The organism is Parabacteroides sp. TM07-1AC (assembly GCF_003480915.1).
Taxonomy (GTDB): Bacteria; Bacteroidota; Bacteroidia; order Bacteroidales; family Tannerellaceae; genus Parabacteroides; species Parabacteroides chongii.
Genome location: NZ_QUKD01000010.1, coordinates 147,826 through 168,561, shown reverse-complemented (window position 1 = coordinate 168,561; position 20,736 = coordinate 147,826). Strand labels below are relative to the sequence as shown.

15 protein-coding genes are annotated in these 20,736 nt (G+C 44.5%); all 15 read left to right on the top strand.

The genetic code is table 11. The features are described from left to right. The 15 genes from DXD68_RS18815 to DXD68_RS18745 all read left to right on the top strand — a co-directional run bounded on the left by DXD68_RS18815 (position 1) and on the right by DXD68_RS18745 (position 20,516). Positions 1–1,143 carry an ABC transporter permease gene (locus DXD68_RS18815; RefSeq protein WP_122363032.1) on the top strand — a complete coding sequence of 381 codons (1,143 nt, stop codon included), beginning with the start codon at positions 1–3 and terminating at the stop codon, positions 1,141–1,143. Positions 1,144–1,153: 10 nt separating this feature from the next. Next, positions 1,154–2,248 carry an ABC transporter permease gene (locus tag DXD68_RS18810; protein ID WP_122363031.1) on the top strand — a complete coding sequence of 365 codons (1,095 nt, stop codon included), beginning with the start codon at positions 1,154–1,156 and terminating at the stop codon, positions 2,246–2,248. Positions 2,249–2,347: 99 nt separating this feature from the next. Continuing rightward, positions 2,348–3,157 carry an IclR family transcriptional regulator gene (locus DXD68_RS18805; protein WP_122363030.1) on the top strand — a complete coding sequence of 270 codons (810 nt, stop codon included), beginning with the start codon at positions 2,348–2,350 and terminating at the stop codon, positions 3,155–3,157. A 9-nt stretch (positions 3,158–3,166) separates the two neighbouring features. Beyond that, entirely contained in the window at positions 3,167–4,939 is a 1,773-nt protein-coding gene (locus DXD68_RS18800) for a YncE family protein (RefSeq protein ID WP_122363029.1), read from the top strand. Between the two features lie 12 nt (positions 4,940–4,951). Further along, on the top strand, positions 4,952–6,046 hold the full coding sequence (locus DXD68_RS18795; protein WP_122363028.1) for an endoribonuclease L-PSP: 1,095 nt from the start codon (positions 4,952–4,954) through the stop codon (positions 6,044–6,046). A gap of 69 nt (positions 6,047–6,115) precedes the next feature. Next, a complete protein-coding gene (locus DXD68_RS18790) occupies positions 6,116–6,835 on the top strand; it encodes a hypothetical protein (RefSeq protein ID WP_122363027.1) in 720 nt (239 codons plus the stop codon). Between the two features lie 44 nt (positions 6,836–6,879). Continuing rightward, on the top strand, positions 6,880–10,890 hold the full coding sequence (locus DXD68_RS18785; RefSeq protein WP_122363026.1) for an SUMF1/EgtB/PvdO family nonheme iron enzyme: 4,011 nt from the start codon (positions 6,880–6,882) through the stop codon (positions 10,888–10,890). A 113-nt stretch (positions 10,891–11,003) separates the two neighbouring features. Continuing rightward, a complete protein-coding gene (gene ccsA / locus DXD68_RS18780; protein ID WP_122363025.1) occupies positions 11,004–13,448 on the top strand; it encodes a cytochrome c biogenesis protein CcsA in 2,445 nt (814 codons plus the stop codon). Positions 13,449–13,487: 39 nt separating this feature from the next. After that, on the top strand, positions 13,488–13,808 hold the full coding sequence (locus DXD68_RS18775; protein ID WP_122363103.1) for a hypothetical protein: 321 nt from the start codon (positions 13,488–13,490) through the stop codon (positions 13,806–13,808). A 37-nt stretch (positions 13,809–13,845) separates the two neighbouring features. Continuing rightward, positions 13,846–14,862 (top strand): dihydroxyacetone kinase subunit DhaK, encoded by a 1,017-nt coding sequence (locus tag DXD68_RS18770; protein WP_122363024.1) that lies wholly within the window; start codon positions 13,846–13,848, stop codon positions 14,860–14,862. A gap of 9 nt (positions 14,863–14,871) precedes the next feature. After that, positions 14,872–15,486 carry a DAK2 domain-containing protein gene (locus DXD68_RS18765; RefSeq protein ID WP_122363023.1) on the top strand — a complete coding sequence of 205 codons (615 nt, stop codon included), beginning with the start codon at positions 14,872–14,874 and terminating at the stop codon, positions 15,484–15,486. A 36-nt stretch (positions 15,487–15,522) separates the two neighbouring features. After that, positions 15,523–16,395 (top strand): 3-hydroxy-5-phosphonooxypentane-2,4-dione thiolase, encoded by an 873-nt coding sequence (lsrF, locus tag DXD68_RS18760; protein WP_122363022.1) that lies wholly within the window; start codon positions 15,523–15,525, stop codon positions 16,393–16,395. A gap of 79 nt (positions 16,396–16,474) precedes the next feature. Continuing rightward, positions 16,475–17,362 (top strand): hypothetical protein, encoded by an 888-nt coding sequence (locus DXD68_RS18755; protein WP_122363021.1) that lies wholly within the window; start codon positions 16,475–16,477, stop codon positions 17,360–17,362. A gap of 175 nt (positions 17,363–17,537) precedes the next feature. Continuing rightward, positions 17,538–19,484 carry a sodium:solute symporter family protein gene (locus tag DXD68_RS18750; RefSeq protein ID WP_122363020.1) on the top strand — a complete coding sequence of 649 codons (1,947 nt, stop codon included), beginning with the start codon at positions 17,538–17,540 and terminating at the stop codon, positions 19,482–19,484. 33 nt (positions 19,485–19,517) lie between these two features. Continuing rightward, a complete protein-coding gene (locus DXD68_RS18745; RefSeq protein ID WP_122363019.1) occupies positions 19,518–20,516 on the top strand; it encodes a glycoside hydrolase family 130 protein in 999 nt (332 codons plus the stop codon). The last annotated feature ends 220 nt before the right edge of the window (positions 20,517–20,736 follow it).

Genomic DNA, 20,736 nt, shown 5'->3' with positions numbered 1-20,736 from the left:
ATGAAGCAATTTTTATCTTTTATACAAAAGGAATTTTATCACATCTTCCGTGATAAACGGACCATGCTGATCATTCTGGTTATGCCTATCGTCCAGATATTACTTTTCGGATATGCCATAACGACGGAAATCAAGAGCGTGCCGATCGCTATATTTGATCAGAGCCGGGATGAGGTTACGACAAAGATCGGCGCCCATCTGGCAGCCAGCGAATATTTCGAGCTTTATAAAATGATCGACAGCCAGTCGGAAGCCGAATCGCTTTTCAAGCAGGGTAAAGTGAAAATGGTTATTGTTTTTCCGCCCCAATATGCTTCTTCGCCGGATGCGGAAGTACAACTGCTGGCGGATGCGACCGACCCGAATGAAGCGACCCAGTTGACATCGTATGCGACTGTTGTGATACAACAGGAGAGGGCTCAGTTGATAGTTGACAGTGGACAGTTGACAGATATAGGAAGCGACGAGAAACTGTCAACTGTCAACCGTCAACTGTCAACTGGAATATTCCCCGTCACTCATCTGCTTTATAATCCGACAATGAAAGGAGCTTACAATTTTGTACCGGGCGTGATGGGATTGATCCTGATACTGATCTGTGCATTGATGACCTCGGTCGGCATTGTAAAGGAGAAAGAGATGGGGACGATGGAGATATTGCTGGTTTCTCCGATGAAGCCGGTTTATATCATTTTAGCCAAAGCAATACCCTATCTGTTGCTGAGTATAGTCAATGTGGCAACAATCCTCTTTTTGTCCTATTTCCTGTTGGGAGTGCCGATTGCCGGAAGCTTGACCCTCCTGGTGGCTGTATCCATCCTGTATGCACTGGTTTCCCTTTGTTTGGGCTTGCTGATCTCTACGATTGCCGATACGCAACAGGCAGCTATGCTGATCAGTGCGATGGTGTTGATGCTGCCGGTGATCCTGCTTAGCGGGATGATGTTCCCGATAGAGAATATGCCCGATATATTACAATGGATCTCCAATATCGTACCGGCCAAATGGTATATCATAGCCGTTAAGGATATCATGATCAAAGGGCTGGGTGCCGGGGCTATACTAAAAGAGGTGGGGATATTGTTATTTATGGTCGTATTCCTGGTGATTCTGAGTGTAAAACGTTTTAAGATTCGTTTATAACAAGAAAGTTATGAGAACATTACGATATTTATTGGAGAAAGAGTTTAAGCAGATCAAGCGTGACCGTTTCCTGCCTCGTATCATCTTTTTGGTTCCGTTGATGCAGCTGATCATCCTGCCTTTTGCAGCGAATTTTGAAATGCGCAATATCAATCTGGGGGTGATAGACAATGATCATTCTGTCCTGTCTGCCCAATTGATCGAGAAGGTCGTTGCTTCCGGTTATTTCCGCCTGACGAATGTTTCGGATAGTTACGGCCAGGGTATAACCTCTATCGAAAGCAACGAATCGGATTTGCTTCTGGAGATTCCTGTGAACTTTGAGCAGCAACTGGGGCGGGAAGGTGCAGTGGATGTGCTGATTGCCGCCAATGCTGTGAACGGGACAAAAGGAGGCATGGGAAGTTCTTATCTCTCGCAGATCATTCAGGATTTTAATCAGGAGAAAGGTTTTACTTCCGGCTTGCAATCCGGTGGAATACGTTCTACGAGTCTTTTCAATCCGCATCTGAATTACAAGAATTACATGGTTCCGGGGATTATGGTCTTTTTGCTGACTATCATCGGAGGTTTCCTTTCTGCACTGAACATTGTCAGTGAGAAGGAGAAAGGCACGATCGAGCAGATCAACGTGACACCAGTGCCTAAGACACTGTTCCTTCTGTCGAAGCTGATCCCTTTTTGGATCATCGGTTTTATTCTTCTGACGATCGGGGTCATTGTTGCCTGGGTTGTTTACGGTTTGTTGCCTGTCGGTAATATCGGCATCATCTATTTGTTTGCGGCGGTTTACCTGATTGCTTTTACCGGTCTGGGACTAGCCATTTCTTCTATTTCCTCCACCCAGCAGCAGGCAATGTTTACGGCTTTCTTCTTTCTGATTATCTTTGCATTGTTAAGCGGTCTTTTTACCCCTATCAGTAGTATGCCGCAATGGGCACAGAATATAACTTTGTTCAATCCTGTGCGTTATTTTGTGGAAGTGATGCGTATGGTTTACCTGAAAGGCAGCCAGTTTACTGATTTAACAGGACATTTTGTGATCGTATGCTTGTTTGCTCTCTTCTTTAATGTACTGGCGGTAGCTAGTTATAGGAAGAAATAATATGCTTTACAGCAGACTTAACCAATTTTTGCACCAAATATATGCTTTATTAACGCGACTCTTTTATATTTGATTCAAATCTGAAACAATATTTCAAATATGGAAAGCGTTATTCCAAATATGGAAAAAGGTGAAGAGAATTATAAGGTGCCGAATCTGGAAAAAGGGATAGCGGTGCTTGAATATCTTTCGCTCCATCCGCAAGGTGAGGCGCTTCAGGATATTAAAAACAAGCTGGATATTTCACAGACTACCGCTTACCGTATTTTGAATACATTGGTTCGTTTGGATTACCTTAACTATAATGAAGACACAAAGCGATACAAGTTATCGAGAAAATTGTTAACTTTGGGCTTCAGATCGTTGAATGAACATAATTTGTTGGAGACAGTATTGCCTTGTTTGCGCGATTTGCGTGATAAAGTGGGTGAGACTGCCTGTTTTGGTGTATTAGGAGATCAAAAGGGTATTTTTATAGAACAAGCGCAGGGACATCATACGTTCCGTTTTGTATTATCACCGGGAAAACCATTCGAGCTGCATTGTTCAGCACCCGGAAAAGCGATTATGGCTTATCTGCCAAACACGGTCCGCGACCGTTATTTGTCGTATATGACATTTGAGAAGTATAATGCGCGGACAATAACTACCCGGGAAGCCTATCTGGAGGAACTGGAAAAAGTCCGTAAGTTAGGTTATGCTATGGATAATGAAGAAGAATTGAATGGAGTTATATGTGTTGGCGCTCCTATATTTAATTATACAGGATATCCTTGTGGGGCGATTTGGATATCCGGACCCAAAGACAGGCTGACAAAAGAGATATTCCGTTCGACGGTTGCGAATATCAAGGAGGTGGCACAAAACATCTCAGGAGAATTAGGATATAGTAAAACACAAAAAAAATAACAACATACCATGAAAGCTAAGAAATACATATTAAAAACTTCGTTAATGGCTTGCTTTGTCAGTTGCTGTGTCTCATTGGCATCGGCTGACAATCCTCCGTTTTTTACGACCGATATAAAACTGAATAATAAAGGAGAAATGTTTCTGACCGAGAAAGGTGTGAAGCGGGTCGATATTTTTTCTCCTGACGGCAAATTGTTGCATTCTTATCCCATGGACGAAATACCGACCGGTATCCTGGTTGATGGCGACAAGGCGTATGTGACAACCTTTGAAGAGACCGGAAAGCTGCAGATACTGTTATTGGAGTCGGGCAGGATAGAAGCTGCTATCCCTACAGGATCGGGAGCTTGCCATCCGATGTTCGGACCGGACAAGAAGGCTATTTATGTATGTAACCAGTTTGATAACAGTGTATCGGAAGTTGATCCTGTCAATCATAAAGTATTGCGCAAGGTAAAAGTATTGCGTGAACCGAAGTCCGCCGTGTTCAGCAAGGACGGTAAATATATGTACGTAACCAATTTCCTTCCGGCACAGCGTGCGGACCTGGATTATGTGGCTGCCTGTGTTTCCGTGATCGAAATGGATGGTTTTACCAAAGTAAAAGATATTAAGCTGGCTAACGGTAGTAATGCTTTGCGTGGCATTTGTATTACACCGGACGGAAAGTATGTTTATGTATCTCACAACCTCGGACGTTTTGCCGTGCCGACTTCACAGTTGCAACAGGGCTGGATGAATACAAGTGCTTTCAGTATCATTGATACGGAAAAGCAGGAATTTGTCGGTGCCGTTGTTGTCGACGAGCCGGAAAGAGGTGCTGCCGGTATCTGGAGTATCGATTGTGATAACGACCATATTTATATATCTCATTCGGGAACGCACGAAGTCAGTGTGATCGATCACCCGGCTTTGCGTGAGAAGTTTGAAGCATATCCCAATAAAGCTGTATTGGATTATGACCTGAACTTCCTGTATGGTATTCGCGAACGTATTCCTTTGCAGGGCAACGGTCCGCGTTCGATGGTACTTACCGATGGAAAGTTGATCATTCCTACTTATTTTGCGGATGTCCTGAATGTGATGGATATAAACACACGGGAAATCACTGCTACGGAGCTGAATCCGGGACGTACTGAATCCGATATCAATAAAGGGGAAAAGTATTTCAATGATGCCTCCCACTGTTTCCAGAACTGGCAGAGCTGTAACGGCTGCCATCCGGGTGATGCGCGTACGGACGGTATGAACTGGGATTTGATGAATGACGGTGTTGGTAATTCCAAGAATTGTAAGAGCATGTTGTTTAGCCATGTGACACCTCCGAATATGATCTCCGGTATCCGTGCCCATGCAGAGATTGCTGTACGTGCAGGATATAATTTCATTCAGTTCTTTGATATTTCTGAAGAAGATGCCGTCTGTGTGGATGAATATCTGAAAGCATTGCGTCCGGTACCAAGTCCTCTTTTGGTAAATGGTGAACTGTCGGATCTGGCAAAAGAAGGACGCAAGGTGTTTGAAAAACTGAAATGTGGCGAATGTCATAGCGGACCTTATTATACAGATATGAAATATCATCGCATTGGTGAAGATGTTGAATTTGAAAAGGGATGGGATACTCCGACTTTAAGGGAAGTTTGGCGTACGGCTCCTTATCTTTTCGATGGCCGTGCAGCTACAATGGAAGAAGTCTTTGAAGTGCACAAACATGGAATCGATAAGAAAGTGTCCAAGAAAGATATTGAGGCTTTGGTTGAATATGTAAATTCACTCTAAAAGGAGGGATCGATGAATTATTGCGATAAGATACACTATAACATTTATTCTACGGAGAAGGCGGGTTTTGAAATAATGGTAGATAAGCTATTAGCTCAATTACCGCGTGACAAACAAATATTCAGGTTGGCCTTTTTCGGCACACCGAGTGATAATGAACAATATGTTTCACGTCGTATCATACTGCGTGAGAGGGTACGTAAATATTATGGGAACCATGAGCCGGTATTGACTTATGTCTCTCAGCCTCCGTTGAACGGTGGGCTGGTGTTGGAAGCTCATATGTATACACCGGATGAAGGTGACCATATAACCTATAAATATATCGGGACATTCCCGTATGTGTTGCTGGAAAATGGCAGCGGTCGTTTTTTGTTTGCCGGCGGTTTCCACGGTGATGTTATTAATTTTGGTATCGAGCAGCAGTCGAAGGAAGTGTTCAAGCTGGTATCCGACTTGTTGAGAAAGGAAGGTTTCCCTATCAATAGTATCATCCGTCAGTGGAATTATATCGAGCAGATCACGAAATTTGATGGGGAAGACCAGCATTACCAGATATTCAATAATGCCCGTAGCGACTATTATGCTATGACGACTTGGGAGAACGGCTACCCGGCAGCAACAGGTATCGGTGCAAACCTGGGAGGTATATTGGTTGATCTGGATGCAGCCTTGTTCTCGAATCCGGATTGCTATGCAACACCGATCGATAACAAATTGCAAGTAGCTGCCCATGCTTATTCAGAAGGTGTGCTGGAAGCAGCTCATTGCAAGAAGACGACTCCGAAGTTCGAACGTGCCAAAAGTATGACGTTCGGTGATCGTGAGTTGGTTTATATATCGGGTACGGCTGCCATTCGTGGCGAAGAAAGCCTGATAGGAGTGGGGCTGGATCGTCAGCTTCATATCACGATGGAGAATATAGCGGAGCTGATAGGTGAAGCAAAGCTTAAAATGCTTCGGGTCTATCTGAAAGATAAGTCTTTCTATGAAGAGTCAGAAAGACTTTTAAATGCATACGGGTTGAATATCCCCATATCTTATATGTGGGCTGATGTTTGCCGGGATGAATTATTAATAGAGATTGAGGGAATAGCAGTGTTGTAATCCTGTTTGGGATGATGTTGACCGTTTGACGAAAAATAGCAAATATTACTAACATAAATTAAAAACAAAATGAAAAAAGGATTGAACTTAAAAATGATGACTATGGGGCTGGCTTTATGCTCTATGGTCGCTTGTACAGGAAACACTGCTAACAAGACAGCTGATGCGACTGAATGTCCTGAACAATGCACTTGTGATAACACTAAAAATAATAAGGAAATGAAGTATTCTAAGAAGTACACAAACGCCGACTTCTACAAAGACGGCAAATTCGATCAGAAAGTAGCTATCGAAGCTATGAAAGACATGTTTAAATTTTATGATGTACCTTTCACAGAACTGATGGCTAAAGACATGTGGGTTACCGACTTCGGTCTGGGTGACTTTGAAAACGTTGGTATGGGCGGTATTTTCTGGATCAACGATGCAGAACACGGATATTTTGCTCACGCTATCTACCTGCTTCCGGGACAGATGATCCCTGAACACGCTCACGTAAAAACTAAATTCCCTGCAAAACATGAATCATGGATGGTTGAAAAGGGATGGGTTTATAACTTCTCTGTAATTGGTGACGAAACTCCGAATGCTCCGGCAATTCCTGCAAGTCATGGCGCTATCAAGAGCAAAAACTTTGTTGTTCAGAATGTAGGCGATGTATTACGCTTGAAAGAACTGGAATCATTCCACTTCATGATGGCAGGTCCGGAAGGTGCTATTGTTGACGAATGGGCATGTTACCATGATAACGACGGCCTTCGTTTTACAAATCCTAAGGCTTCTCTTTAATGATATTCAATCGTAGTTGTTATTACCTTATTTAATAAAGATACATGAATAAATATTTTTTATTAGTATCACTCTTTTTATCCACATCCTTCCTTGTTTCGGCTGGTCCGAAACAAAAGAAGGCGGATACTTGGATTGATGCATCAATTAAAGCAAAAACAGAACTGCAGACTCAGCTTCAGAAGGCTAATATGCCAGTTATTTCCACTTGGAAGAAGCATAAAGAAAAAGCAGAGCCTTTTGCTGTGGATTTGAAAGGCGTGGATAAGTTGGTGCTTATCACTGCCGGAGGTCCCGATGGTACTGATTACGACCAGGCTGTTTGGGGTAACGCTCGTTTGATCAAAGCGGACGGTACTGCTGTTTGGTTGGATGAAGTTCCTTTCGAATATGGTGTTGCCGGTTGGGCAAAGCCTAAAATGAATATTAACGCTTACGACCATGAGATTTTCATTGCCGGCAAAGAATACAAACACGGTGTTTTCTGCCATGCAAACGGAACTTTGGTTTATCCTGTTAAAGGTGAATACGTTCGCTTTGAAGCTGAAGTAGGTATCGACGATACTTCTTCCGGCGGTAGCGTGTATTTCCAGGCATTGAATGTGGTTCCGAAATTTGTTGGCGACGAACTGATCGCTAAATATCCGGAACAGATCGGTATGCTGGGCGCTATGATGGACGGTTTGGATACATGGCTGATCACTCCGGATGCTTCTGTTGAAAAACAGGCAGTAGACGCTATGATCGGAAAGTTGAAAGACGGTTCTTATTATAAGAGTGTCGTTCAGCAGATCGCCAACGAGAAAGATGTAAATACTCAGATCCGCAAATATCTGGAACTGTTTGAAAAACTTCAGGATGTTTATGCATTGCAGGGTGACCTGGAATGGCTGAATGTCGATGCTATCAAGTTGGCATTTGCAGATATGAGCAAGCAGAAAGGTTTTGATGCAGCCAAGTATCAGCCGATGCTGGACGAATTGGTAAAACTTCAGCAGAAAGGTTTCAGCGGTATTTATAAAGGTGACGAACAAGCAATGGCTGATGCCCGCAAAGCATTGGAAAACAAAAAGGCTATCCTGGTGGGTAACCCGCTGCTGGATGCTGACAAGATCGTCGCTGTACGTTATAAATTAGGTTCAAGAGCACGTCAGGCAATGGCGCCGGACCTGGGTACACAGGCTAATAACTGGAGTAACCAGGAATCTGCACGTCGTAGCGGTTTCAATGCAGAGATCATCGAGCTGACAAACCTGCGTGGCGATATGCAGATGAAGAGCATTTTCAAACCGATCGTAGCTGATGCTTCTATCGCTGACCTGAGAATGCACTGGAATGCTGACCGCGTAATGTTCACGACTTTGATGGGTGAAAACGATAAACGTTGGAACGTATATGAAGTGAAGCTGGACGGAACAGGTTGCAAAAAACTGGTAGAAAACGAAGAGCCGGATCTGGAATTTTATGACGGTACTTATCTGCCGGACGGACGTATTATCGCTAACTCTAACATCGGTTACCAGGGTGTTCCTTGTGTAAGCGGTGATGACCCGGTAGGTAATATGGTTCTGTATACTCCGCAGACAAAGAACCTGCGTCGTTTGACTTTCGACCAGGATGCAAACTGGAACCCGGTTGTTATGAACAACGGACGTGTGATGTACACTCGTTGGGAATATACTGACCTGACTCACTACTATTCTCGTATCGTAATGCATATGAACCCGGACGGAACGGAGAACAAAGCACTGTATGGTAGCGGTTCAATGTTCCCGAACAGTACATTCGATATCCAACCGTTGCCAGGGCATGGCTCTGCTTTCGTAGGTATCATTTCCGGTCACCACGGGGTTGCCCGTTCAGGACGTCTGATTATCTTCGATCCGACAAAAGGCCGTAAGAATGTTCAGGGTATGGTACAGGAAATTCCTCATCGTAACCGTCCTATCCAGGAGCTGATCAAAGACGAACTGGTAAATGGTGTATGGCCGCAGTTCGTAAAACCGACTCCGTTGAACGACAAATATTTCCTGGTTGCTGCCAAATTGAATCCTCAGTCATTGTGGGGACTTTATCTGGTCGACATCTATGATAACGTAACTTGTTTGATGCAGGCAGAGGGTGAAGGTTATATCAGCCCGATCCTGGTGAAGGAAACTAAAACTCCTCCGGCAATTCCTGATCGTGTGAAGTTGAATGAAAAAGAAGCTACTATCTTTATTCAGGATATTTATGAAGGTGAAGGTCTGCGCGGTATTCCTCGCGGAACTGTAAAGGAGCTTCGTCTGCATGCTTACGAATATGCTTATGTGAAGACTCGTTCTGACCATAACTGGCATGGTATTCAGAGTGGTTGGGATATCAAACGTTTGTTAGGTACTGTTCCTGTTGAAGAAGACGGTTCAGCAATCTTCAAAGTTCCGGCTAATACACCGATCTCTATCCAGCCAATCGATAAGGATGGCGTTGCTGTTCAGTGGATGCGTAGTTGGGTAACTGGTCAGCCGGGTGAAGTGGTTTCTTGTATCGGTTGTCACGAAGACCAGAACCAGATTCCTATTCCTAAGCGTGTAATGGCTTCTCAGAAAGCTGCTGCTCCTTTGAGAGCTCCGGAAGGTGGCGTTCGTTCATTTACATTCGACCTGGAAATTCAGCCGATCCTGGATCGTGCTTGTATCGCTTGTCACAATGGCGAAGGCAAAGCATTCGACTTGCGCGGCGGTAAGAAAGACAAACTGGGTTATGGTACTTCTTACTTGAATATCCATCCGTACGTACATCGTCAGGGCGGTGAAGGTGATATGGTTGTTCTTCAGCCGTATGAATATCATCCGAACACCAGTGAATTGGTTCGTATCCTGAAGAAAGGTCACCATAACGTGAAACTGACAGATGCAGAATGGTTGAAACTGTACAACTGGATTGACTATAACGCTCCTGATAAAGGTTACTTCGATGCCAATGTTCTGGGTAAGGAAATTATTCCATACCAGGGATTCGATCAGATCGAACGTCGTAAGGAACTGACTGACAAGTATGCTAACGGTATGGGTGTAGACTGGAAGAAGGAAATCGCTGACTATGCTTCTTATTTGAAAGCACAGGGTCCGATTACTCCGGTTATGCCTGAAAAGGCGGCTCCTGTAAAGGTGAAAGAAGTGAAGGCTAAAGGTTGGCCGTTCGACAAAGCTGCTATCAAAGACATGCTTGCCAAGGAAACCAGCAATCGCAAAGAGGTGGAAATCGCTCCGGGTGTGAAGATCAATTTCGTTCGTATTCCTGCAGGTGAATTCGTAATGGGTAGCTACAATGGCGAATCGGATGCTTATCCTACAGCTAAAGTGAAGATCGACAAACCGTTCTGGATGGGTGAAATGGAAGTAACCAACCAGCAGTTTAACGTAATCAATCCGGATCACGACAGCCGTTTCGTAGACCAGTTATGGAAAGACCACGTGGTACAGGGTTATCCGGCTAACGAGCCGAATCAACCGGTTATCCGTGTAAGCTACAACGATGCTATGGAATATTGTAAGAAACTGAGCGAAAAGACAGGCTTGAACATTACGCTTCCGACAGAAGCACAATGGGAATGGGCTTGTCGCGCAGGTAGCAACAGTGATTTCTGGTATGGTGATATGAATACAGACTTCGGTAAATATGAGAACTTGGCTGACAAAACTACTTTACTGTTCGCGGTAAGTGGTGTTGACCCGAAACCTATGTCTCCAAATTCTATGTGGTATAAGTATTATACTTATCTGCCGAAAGAAGAAGGTGTAGACGATGGTCAGTTGATCCAGACAGGCGAGAAGGTTTACGAAGCCAACCCGTTCGGTTTGTATAACATGCACGGTAATGTGTCAGAATGGACCCGTTCAGATTATGTACCTTATCCTTATAATCCGAAGTCAAAACTGACTTCCGACCACAAAGTGGCTCGTGGTGGTTCATATATCGAACGTCCGAAATTCTCTACAGCTTATGCACGTAAAGCATACTATCCGTATCAGCGTGTATTTAACGTAGGTTTCCGTGTAATTATCGAAGACTAATCCCTAAGATATGTCCCAGATATAGATAATATCTATTAGGTGGCCCCGGAAAGGCCGGGGTCACTTAATTGAAATTTCTTATCTTTGACGGCATAACTTAATTAGAACATCAAATGAAAGCAACTCTCGAAAGAATATTCTCATCCTTTGTAACAACGATCGTTTTGTTACTTCTTTATGGTTTTGGTCTGGCTGTTGCCACTTTTATTGAAAAGTATCATGGTACGGCTGCTGCCAAAGCGATGATTTATTATTCTCCTTTATTCTTTTTGTTGCAATTTCTTTTAGTCGCTAATTTTCTCGTCATTGCTGTTAAGTATCAGTATTTAAAACTCCGCAGATGGGGTTTGATGCTCGTTCATACTTCCTTTATTATTATCCTTCTTGGCGCCCTTACTTCTTTCCAGTTCGGTGAAGAAGGAATCCTTCATATCCGCGAAGGAGAATCAACAGATCAGATAGCAGTCCGCCAGGGCGATCTGACTACTTTCCATACCTTACCTTTCACTGTGGAACTGGAGAAATTTACTTTGACCCGCTATCCAGGTTCGTCCAGCCCGTCTTCCTACGAAAGCGAATTGCTGGTACATGTAGATGGTCAGACACGTCGCGAACGGGTATTTATGAATAACGTATTAGATATAAAAGGCTACCGTTTCTTCCAGGCTTCTTACGATCCGGATGAACAGGGTACCGTACTTTCCGTCAACCGTGATGTGGCAGGACGGAACATAACGTATACCGGTTACCTGCTGTTGGTGATCGGACTTATTATTTCCCTGGTAGGGAAGAACTCCCGTTTTATGGCGTTGAGCCGTCGTTTAAAGGAGCTGCGTTCTGTTGCTCAATCGGCAACCATGATCCTTGCGTTACTGGCTTTATCGGTATCGGTGGACGCAAAAAAAGAAACTTCGCCCATGCTGGATGCCGTGCAGAAATATGCGGTATCTTCGGAACATGCGGCAAAATTCGGGGCATTGCCCATTCAGTCCCATAGTGGACGTATGATGCCTATCAATACATTCTCTTCGGAGATCCTGCGCAAACTGCACAAAGCGGATAAGATCGGTAAATTAAATTCCGATCAGTTCCTGTTGAGCCTGCTGGCTATGCCGGACATGTGGATGCGTGTACCTTTCATCGCTTTATCCAATCCGGAGCTGGCAAATTATTATGATTTGACAGACGGTGAATGTGCTTATCTGCAGGTGTTCGATAAGAATGGAGATTATAAATTACAGGAAAAGCTGGAAGAAGCCTATAACAAGATGCCTGCCCAGCGTACCCGTTTCGATAAAGACTTGCTTAAACTCGATGAGCAGATCAATATATTTCATCAGCTGATCAATTACCAGATGCTGAATCTGTTTCCGAAAGAGGACGATCCTAATCATAAATGGTATGCTGCCGGTGACGATCTGTCTGCATTTACAGGGAAAGACTCCATGTTCGTTTCCCGTATTATGGGATGGTATCTGGCAGAAGTGCAGGATGCCTTGCAGAAAGGTGACTGGTCGAAGGCTGACGAGGTGATCGATATGATCGGCACGTATCAGCAGGCAAAGAACAAGACACTCGATATCTCGGCTAAAAGGATTGAAGCTGAGCTTAAATATAATAAGATGGATGTATTCCGTCAGTGTAAGATAGGTTATCTGATCCTGGGCGGTTTGTTGCTGGTCCTTTCGTTCGTTATGCTGTTCAAGCAGCAGAAGTGGATGAAGTTCGGTATCTGGATATTGGGGGTAGGGGTGTTGCTCGTATTTACTTACCATATGTATGGAATGGGGATGCGCTGGTATATCGGCGGATATGCACCGTGGAGTAATTCATACGAAACAATGGTGTATGTGGCCTGGGCAACTGTCCTGGCTGGTTTGTTATTCGTGCGCCGCAGTACGGTGACCTTTGCACTGGCTACTTTGTTCGGTGGAATTATCCTGTTCGTTTCCGGACTGAACTGGATGGATCCGGAGATCAACCCGCTGGTTCCCGTATTGAAATCGCCGTGGCTGATGTTCCATGTGGCTGTTATTGTGGCTGCATATGGTTTCTTCGGTATCAGTTGCCTGATCGGACTGACCAATCTGGTACTAACAAGTATTGCCGGAAAGAAAAATACAGCCTTGCTGAAAGCCCGTATCAAAGAATTGACCATCGTAAACGAAATGGCGCTTTGGGTCGGTTTGGCGTTGATGACGGTCGGAACTTTCCTGGGAGCTGTGTGGGCAAACGAATCATGGGGACGTTACTGGGGATGGGACCCGAAAGAAACATGGGCACTGATCACGATGGTGGTGTATGCGGTCGTTACTCACCTGCATCTGGTAAAACGCTGGTATAGCGACTGGCTGTTTAACCTTTGCTCGGTAGTGGCTTTCTCTTCTGTCCTGATGACATTCTTCGGAGTGAATTATTTCCTGAGCGGAATGCATTCATACGGACAGAACGACAATGTACACGGAATCTTTACATATCTCTATATGGTTGGAATCGTAGTGGTGATTTTGGGGATATTATCGAGAATCGGGTATAATAAGATAAAGGAAAATGAATGAATTATTAATATACAAGTTTAACATTAAATTTTAATGATCATGAGAACTTATAATCATGTAGGTATCCTTACCAACGAACAGAAAGAAGGTGCAATGTTCAACGAAGGCTTGAACGTATGGTTAACCGATTACAGCAAGAGTCCTAACAAGATCGAATTTCTGAAATTTGACGATCCTGCTGCCAGCTGCTTGCCTGATCTGGTTAAAACGAATGGTCATATCGCTTACACGGTTCCTTCATTGGAAGAAGCGCTGAAAGATGCAAAAGTTATCTTCGGTCCGGCTGTATGCGACGAACATCTTACTATTGCTTTCATCGAAGAAGAAGGCATCGCTATCGAATTAATGGAAATTAAATAATTTATAAACCTAAAACGAAACAAGGAGGAAAAACACCATGGCAGAAATTAAGACTAAATTTATAAATGATCCTGAACAAATAACTCCGGAATTGCTGGAAGGTTATGTACTGGCTTATCCTGACCAGGTTAAACTGGCTGGAGAAAATATCGTAGTACGTGCAAATCCGAAAAGCGAAGATAAAGTAGCTATCGTTACTTTGGGCGGTTCCGGTCACGAACCTGCATTGAGCGGTTTCGTTGGCGACGGTATGCTGGATTGCTCTGTAGTGGGCGACGTATTCGCAGCTCCGGGTGCACAGCGTCTGTTCCAGGCTTTGCAGTTGATGAAACGTGAAGCCGGTATCCTGTTGGTTGTATTGAACCATTCTGGTGACGTGATGAGTGCAAACATGGCATGCCAGTTGGCAGAACGCGTAGGTATCAAAGTAAAACAGATCCTGACTCATGATGATATCAGTGCAGGTATCGGCGCACCGACAGAAGATCGTCGTGGTCTGGCTGGTTGCGTTCCTTTGTATAAAATCCTGGGTGCTGCTGCAGACGAAGGCAAGTCTTTGGATGAACTGATCGAGATCGGCGAACGTTATAACGAAAAAGTAGCTACTTTGGCTGTTGCTATGCGCTCTTGTACACATCCGCAGAACAATGCTACAATCACTGACCTGCCTGCCGGTGTTATGGAAATCGGTATGGGACAGCACGGTGAAGGTGGTGGCGGTCAGAAACCGTTAGTATCTGCCGACGCTACAGCTGCTGAAATGGTTGATCTGCTTTGCCAGCAACTGCAGCCGAAAGCCGGTGACAAGATGATGCTTATCATCAACGGTGTAGGTGCAACTACTCACATGGAATTGAATATTATTTTCCGCAAAGCTTACAAAGAACTGGAAGCTCGTGGTTTGGAAGTAGTATTCGGCCGTATCCAGGAAATCCTGACAGTTCAGGAACAGGCTGGTTTCCAGATGATCATGGGTATTTTGGATGCAGACCACATCGATTATTTGAAGAACAAGAGTGCAAACGCACCGTATTGGACAACTATTGGTAAATAAACAAATAACATGAAACAACTGACTATTGAGGCTTTCAAAGGTATGCTGAATAACGCCCTAACGCATATCAAAGCCCGCGAAGACGAATTTTCCAAACTGGATGCGGTAATCGGTGACGGCGATCACGGACAGGCTATCGTAACTGCTTTCTCTGTTGTCGTTAAAGGCTCGGAAAAAGGAACGGAATTTAAATCTATGCTGAATGATATGGGATTTGGCGTGATGCTGGAAACCAGCGGATCGACAAGTACCCTGTTAGGTGCATTCTTCCTTGGCATGAGCGACAGCGCTGCCGGAACCGAACTGGATGCCGAAGGTGTGAAGAAAATGTTTGCCGGCGGCCTTGCCAACGTGCAGAAACAGACAAAAGCACAACCGGGCGACAAAACGATGATGGACGCTTTGGTTCCTGCTATCGAAGCTATTCAGGCTTGTGAATCGGACGACATCAAGGAAATCATGACAGCTGGTGCCAACGCAGCTTTGGAAGGTGCAAAGAAAACAGTAGATATGAAAGCGAACTTCGGACGTGCCCGTAACTACGGTGAACGTTCTATCGGTTATGCCGATAGCGGTGCTACATCATGGAGCTGCATGTTAGCCTCTTTTGCAGAAGCATTATAATTGAATAATTCACTTTTTAATATAGAAAATAGAAAAATGGCAGATTTAGATGATTTGAGAGAAGGCTCAAACTTCGGTTTAGGTGTTAACTCTCAACAACAAAGTTTCCATGTGAAGGGTGCTGAAAACCTTCCCTGGGGTATGAAAGATCGTTTATCCCGTATCTTCAACCCGAAGACAGGCAAAGCTGTAATGTTGGCATTCGATCATGGTTTCATTATGGGACCGACTTCAGGTTTGGAACGTATCGACTTGAATATCGTACCGCTGATTGATTATGCTGATTGTATTATGTGTACACGCGGTATTCTTCAGTCTACTATCCCGACTACAACAAACAAACCAATCTGTTTGCGTTCGGATGCCGGAACATCTATTCTGACAGAACTGAATGACAATGTTCTGATCGATATAGAAGATGCTATCCGTATGAACGTTTCAGCTATGGCTGTTATGTTGGCTATCGGCGACGAGGCACACGAAGCTAAAACAATCGCAAACTTGTATAAGGCAGTAGATAAAGGTACACGTTATGGTATTCCTGTAATGGGTGTAACTGCTGTCGGCAAACAGATGGCTCGCGATGCTCGTTATTTCGGTCTGGCTTCTCGTATCTGTGCTGAAAACGGTGCAAATATCGTGAAGACTTACTATTGCGAAGGTTTCGAAAAGGTTGTTGCCGCTACTCCGGTTCCTGTTGTGATCGCAGGTGGTAAGAAATTGCCTGAACTGGAAGCATTGGATCTGTGCTACAAAGCAATCAACGACGGTGCTGCCGGTGTGGATATGGGACGTAATGTATTCCAGTCTGAAAACCCGGTTGCTATGATTCAGGCTGTTCATGCAGTGGTTCATGACGGTTTGACTCCGCAGCAAGGATTTGAAATGTTCCAGGATTTATCTAAATAATTAATTATACTTCAAAGGGGCGGGGCGCTACTCTGCCCCTTGTTGTATCTGAATCATAACATAATACATAGAAATTGCCATGAAGAAAATATTCACATTATTGTGCTCTGCTCTTTTCCTGCTTGCCGCTACATCCTGCCAGCAGAAGGCTCAGAAATTACTGTTAGCCGGTTCCGGTTGGAATAAAGTCGTTATCATCGACAAGAATACCAAACAGATTGAATGGGAACATCCTTTGCAAAAAGGTTGGGAATGTAACTCGGCTGTAGCTACTCCGGACGGTAACATTTTGTTTGCTTATAAAAAAGGTGCGAAGCTGATCTCCCGCGATCAGAAGGAAATATGGAACATCGCAGCTCCTGATACTTGCGAAATGCAGACTGCACGTATCCTGCCTGACGGTAACTACCTGTTGGCATGGTGCGGACACCCGGCTAAGATCATGGAAGTAAGCCCGAAGGGTGAAATTCTTTCTGAAACAGAATACGAAACAGGTATCGACCATCCGCATGCTCAGTTCCGCCAGGTGAATAAGAACAAGGCAGGCAACTACCTGATGCCTCTTTTCGCTACTTCTGAAGTGCGTGAAATATCTCCTGCCGGCGAACTGGTTCGGACAACCAAGCTGGAAGGTACTCCGTATAGTACTGTATTGCTGGACAACGGCAATTATATGGTCGCTTGCGGTGACGGACATTCTTTGATGGAAGTAAATCTGGATAAGGGTGAAGTGATCCGTAAGATCGGTGCTACCGATATTGAAGGTGTTTCCCTGTTCTTCGTAGCTCAGTTGCTGCCTACATCAAACAACGGTCTGTATATCTGCAACTGGCAGGGACACGATCCGAGTGCAAAGGAATCGAACAATCCGCAGTTGATGGAGATCGACGGTAACAATAAAGTGATCTGGAGCTTGAATGATAATGACACATTTGGCATGATCTCTTCTGTTTGTCCGATCGACTAACAAGTTGACAATTGACAATTAACAGTTGACAGTTGACAGTTGACAAGTGACAGTTTGTTTCATGAAAATGAACCTATTCGGCTGAAAGCCGGAATAACTGTCAACTGTCACTTGTCAACTGTCAACTATTTATATATCTTTGCCAAACGTTAAACCTAAAAACAAAATCAATATCATGAAATTGCAACCAATCGACATCTTTATCATCGGACTTTATCTGGTGGCAATGATCGTAATCGGATTAATTCTGAAGAAAAGAGCGTCGAAAAACATGGACTCCTACTTCTTAGGAGGTAAAACTCTTCCTTTTTATATGTTAGGCTTGTCTAACGCATCCGGCCAGTTCGATATCTCTGGTACTATGTGGATGGTTACACTAGCCTTTATTTATGGAATTAAAAGTGCCTGGGTGCCCTGGCTGTGGCCGGTGTTCAACCAGATCTTTCTGATGGTCTATCTTTCTGTATGGCTGCGCCGTTCGAATGTGCTGACAGGAGCTGAATGGATTCAGACACGTTTCGGAAAGAACAGAGGTGCTAGTTTGTCACACACAATTGTTGTTATCTATGCCCTGATCGGTGTGCTGGGATTCCTTAGCTACGGTTTTATCGGTGTGGGTAAGTTTATGGAAATATTCTTCCCCTGGGATTATGTTTCCCAGTTTGTTCCATTCGATATTCCGGCAGAATATGTGCCGCATGCCTACGGTATCTTCTTTACTGCTATTGCCACCATCTATGTGATGCTGGGCGGTATGCTGAGTATCGTGTGGACCGATGTGGTGCAGTTCGCCATAATGACGGTTGCTGGTATTACGATAGCCGTTATCGCTATGATGAAGGTAAGCCCGGAAATGCTGGCTTCTATCGTGCCTGCCGGATGGGACAGTCTGATGCCCGGATGGACGCTAGACTTGAAATGGACGGATATCTTCAGCGACGTGAATGAAAAGATTATGAATGACCAGTATGGCCTGTTTGGAATCTTTATTATGATGATGCTCTTTAAAGGAGTATTCAATAGTATGGCAGGTCCTGCGCCTAACTATGATATGCAGAAGATTCTTTCCTGCCGTAGCGGTAAAGAGGCTGCTTTGATGAGTGGTTCGGTTCCCGTAATCTTGCTGATCCCGCGTTATCTGATGATCATGGGCTTCACGATTCTTGCCCTGGCTTTCTTCAAGGATTTGGATTTGACAACAAAGACAGGCGCGATCGACTTTGAGCTGATTCTTCCGAATGCAATCAACCAGTTCGTGCCCGTTGGCGTATGTGGTTTGTTGCTGGCGGGATTGCTGGCGGCGTTTATGTCTACTTTCGCTTCCACCGCTAATGCGGCTCCCGCTTATATTGTGAATGATATTTACAAGAAATATATCAATCCGAATGCCAGTAACAAGACGATGATCCGTGCCAGCTACATAGTGACAGTCGGCGTGGTGGTCGTTAGTGTAGTGATCGGATTCTTTGTAGAGAGTGTGAACTCCGTGCTGCAATGGATTACTTCGGCTCTGTACGGAGGTTATATTGCTGCTAACCTATTGAAATGGCACTGGTGGCGTTTCAATGGTAACGGTTATTTCTGGGGAATGATCACCGGTATCCTGGCTGCTATGGTTTGTCCGTTTATCTTTGACGGTTACACGATGGTGGACGGTCATTTCGTAGAAAGAGTAGGGGAATATGCCAACAATGCTCCGATGTTGCCGTTGTTCTACTTCCCGGTATTGCTGGTTGTGTCTTTGATCGGTTGTGTGGTCGGTACCTATTCCGCTCCTCCGGTAGAAGACGAGACACTTGAACGTTTCTATATTACCATACGTCCGTGGGGTTTCTGGAAGCCGGTTCACGATAAGGTGGTTGCCAAATATCCGCAGGTGAAAGCCAACAAAAACTTCAAACGTGATATGTTCAATGTGGCGATCGGTATTATCTGGCAGATGTGCCTGACCATTATCCCGATGTATATCGTGATCCGTGAAGGTATGCCGTTGCTGACCAGTGTACTGATCCTTGCCATCACAACGCTTGTTCTGAAGAAGAACTGGTATGACAAGATGAGCAAAGATGAAGTGGAATATAATGAATTGATGAAAGAATTGAAATTGGACGAAAAGAAGTAACTTTGTATTGTCAAATTAAAACAAATCGATAAAATGGATAAACTGAAAATTATTGGCGAACCGCTGCCTGACATGCCTTGGGAAGACCGCCCGGCCGATTGTAAGGATGTGATCTGGAGATATTCGAATAACCCGGTGATACCGCGTGATATCATCCCGACATCCAACAGTGTATTCAACAGTGCAGTCGTTCCTTTCAAGGGAGGCTATGCTGGTGTATTCCGTTGTGACGACACGAACCGCCGTATGCGTTTGCATGTAGGTTTCAGTGCCGATGCTATCCATTGGAATATTTCTGAAACAAAGCTGGAGTTCGAATGTGATGACGAAGAGATCGGAAAGTTTGTTTACGCTTATGATCCGCGCGTCTGCTTCATCGAAGACCGTTATTACATCACCTGGTGCAACGGCTATCACGGCCCGACAATCGGTGTAGCTTATACGTTCGATTTCGAAACATTCCACCAGCTGGAAAATGCGTATCTGCCTTTCAACCGTAACGGTGTGATGTTCCCGCGTAAGATCAACGGTAATTTTGCCATGCTGAGTCGTCCGAGTGATAACGGGCATACACCGTTCGGCGATATCTTCTACAGCGAATCTCCCGATATGTGTTTCTGGGGAAAACATCGTCATGTGATGGCTCCGGCTCCGTTCGAAGTGAGTGCATGGCAATGCCTGAAGGTGGGTGCAGGTCCTATTCCTATCGAGACATCGGAAGGATGGTTGCTGATCTATCATGGCGTGTTACAGTCTTGTAACGGCTATGTATATAGCTTTGGTGCTGCCTTGTTGGATTTGGATCAGCCCTGGAAGATTAAATATCGCACAGGTCCTTATCTGCTTTCTCCGCAGAAAGAGTATGAATGTATGGGAGATGTTCCTAACGTTACTTTCCCATGTGCCGCCTTGCATGATCCCGAATCGGATCGTATCGCTATTTATTATGGTTGTGCTGATACGGTGACAGGTCTTGCTTTTGGCCATATCAGCGAGATCATTGAATTTACAAAGAAGAATTCTATTGTATAAAATTCGCGCTGTACTTCAACGTTTGAACGATTTTCAGCGTCATCTTTCGAAATACAGAGATTATACGTTGATATTCAATGACTGATAGGTGATGCCGGAGTTTTGTCCGGCGTCACCTGTTTGTTGATGGAGGGTGACGCTGTTTTTAGATGCGGCGTCACCTGCTTATGCCAAGATTATCAATAGGTAAACAAGCAAAATCACTGAGGTGATTCCGATT

Coding starts and splice junctions, on each gene's coding strand:
- DXD68_RS18770 (WP_122363024.1), top strand. CDS start 13,846: ATGGCAGAAATTAAGACTAAATTTATAAATGATCCTGAACAAATAACT.
- DXD68_RS18810 (WP_122363031.1), top strand. CDS start 1,154: ATGAGAACATTACGATATTTATTGGAGAAAGAGTTTAAGCAGATCAAG.
- ccsA (WP_122363025.1), top strand. CDS start 11,004: ATGAAAGCAACTCTCGAAAGAATATTCTCATCCTTTGTAACAACGATC.
- DXD68_RS18800 (WP_122363029.1), top strand. CDS start 3,167: ATGAAAGCTAAGAAATACATATTAAAAACTTCGTTAATGGCTTGCTTT.
- DXD68_RS18815 (WP_122363032.1), top strand. CDS start 1: ATGAAGCAATTTTTATCTTTTATACAAAAGGAATTTTATCACATCTTC.
- DXD68_RS18785 (WP_122363026.1), top strand. CDS start 6,880: ATGAATAAATATTTTTTATTAGTATCACTCTTTTTATCCACATCCTTC.
- DXD68_RS18755 (WP_122363021.1), top strand. CDS start 16,475: ATGAAGAAAATATTCACATTATTGTGCTCTGCTCTTTTCCTGCTTGCC.
- DXD68_RS18795 (WP_122363028.1), top strand. CDS start 4,952: ATGAATTATTGCGATAAGATACACTATAACATTTATTCTACGGAGAAG.
- DXD68_RS18745 (WP_122363019.1), top strand. CDS start 19,518: ATGGATAAACTGAAAATTATTGGCGAACCGCTGCCTGACATGCCTTGG.
- lsrF (WP_122363022.1), top strand. CDS start 15,523: ATGGCAGATTTAGATGATTTGAGAGAAGGCTCAAACTTCGGTTTAGGT.
- DXD68_RS18750 (WP_122363020.1), top strand. CDS start 17,538: ATGAAATTGCAACCAATCGACATCTTTATCATCGGACTTTATCTGGTG.
- DXD68_RS18775 (WP_122363103.1), top strand. CDS start 13,488: ATGAGAACTTATAATCATGTAGGTATCCTTACCAACGAACAGAAAGAA.
- DXD68_RS18765 (WP_122363023.1), top strand. CDS start 14,872: ATGAAACAACTGACTATTGAGGCTTTCAAAGGTATGCTGAATAACGCC.
- DXD68_RS18805 (WP_122363030.1), top strand. CDS start 2,348: ATGGAAAGCGTTATTCCAAATATGGAAAAAGGTGAAGAGAATTATAAG.
- DXD68_RS18790 (WP_122363027.1), top strand. CDS start 6,116: ATGAAAAAAGGATTGAACTTAAAAATGATGACTATGGGGCTGGCTTTA.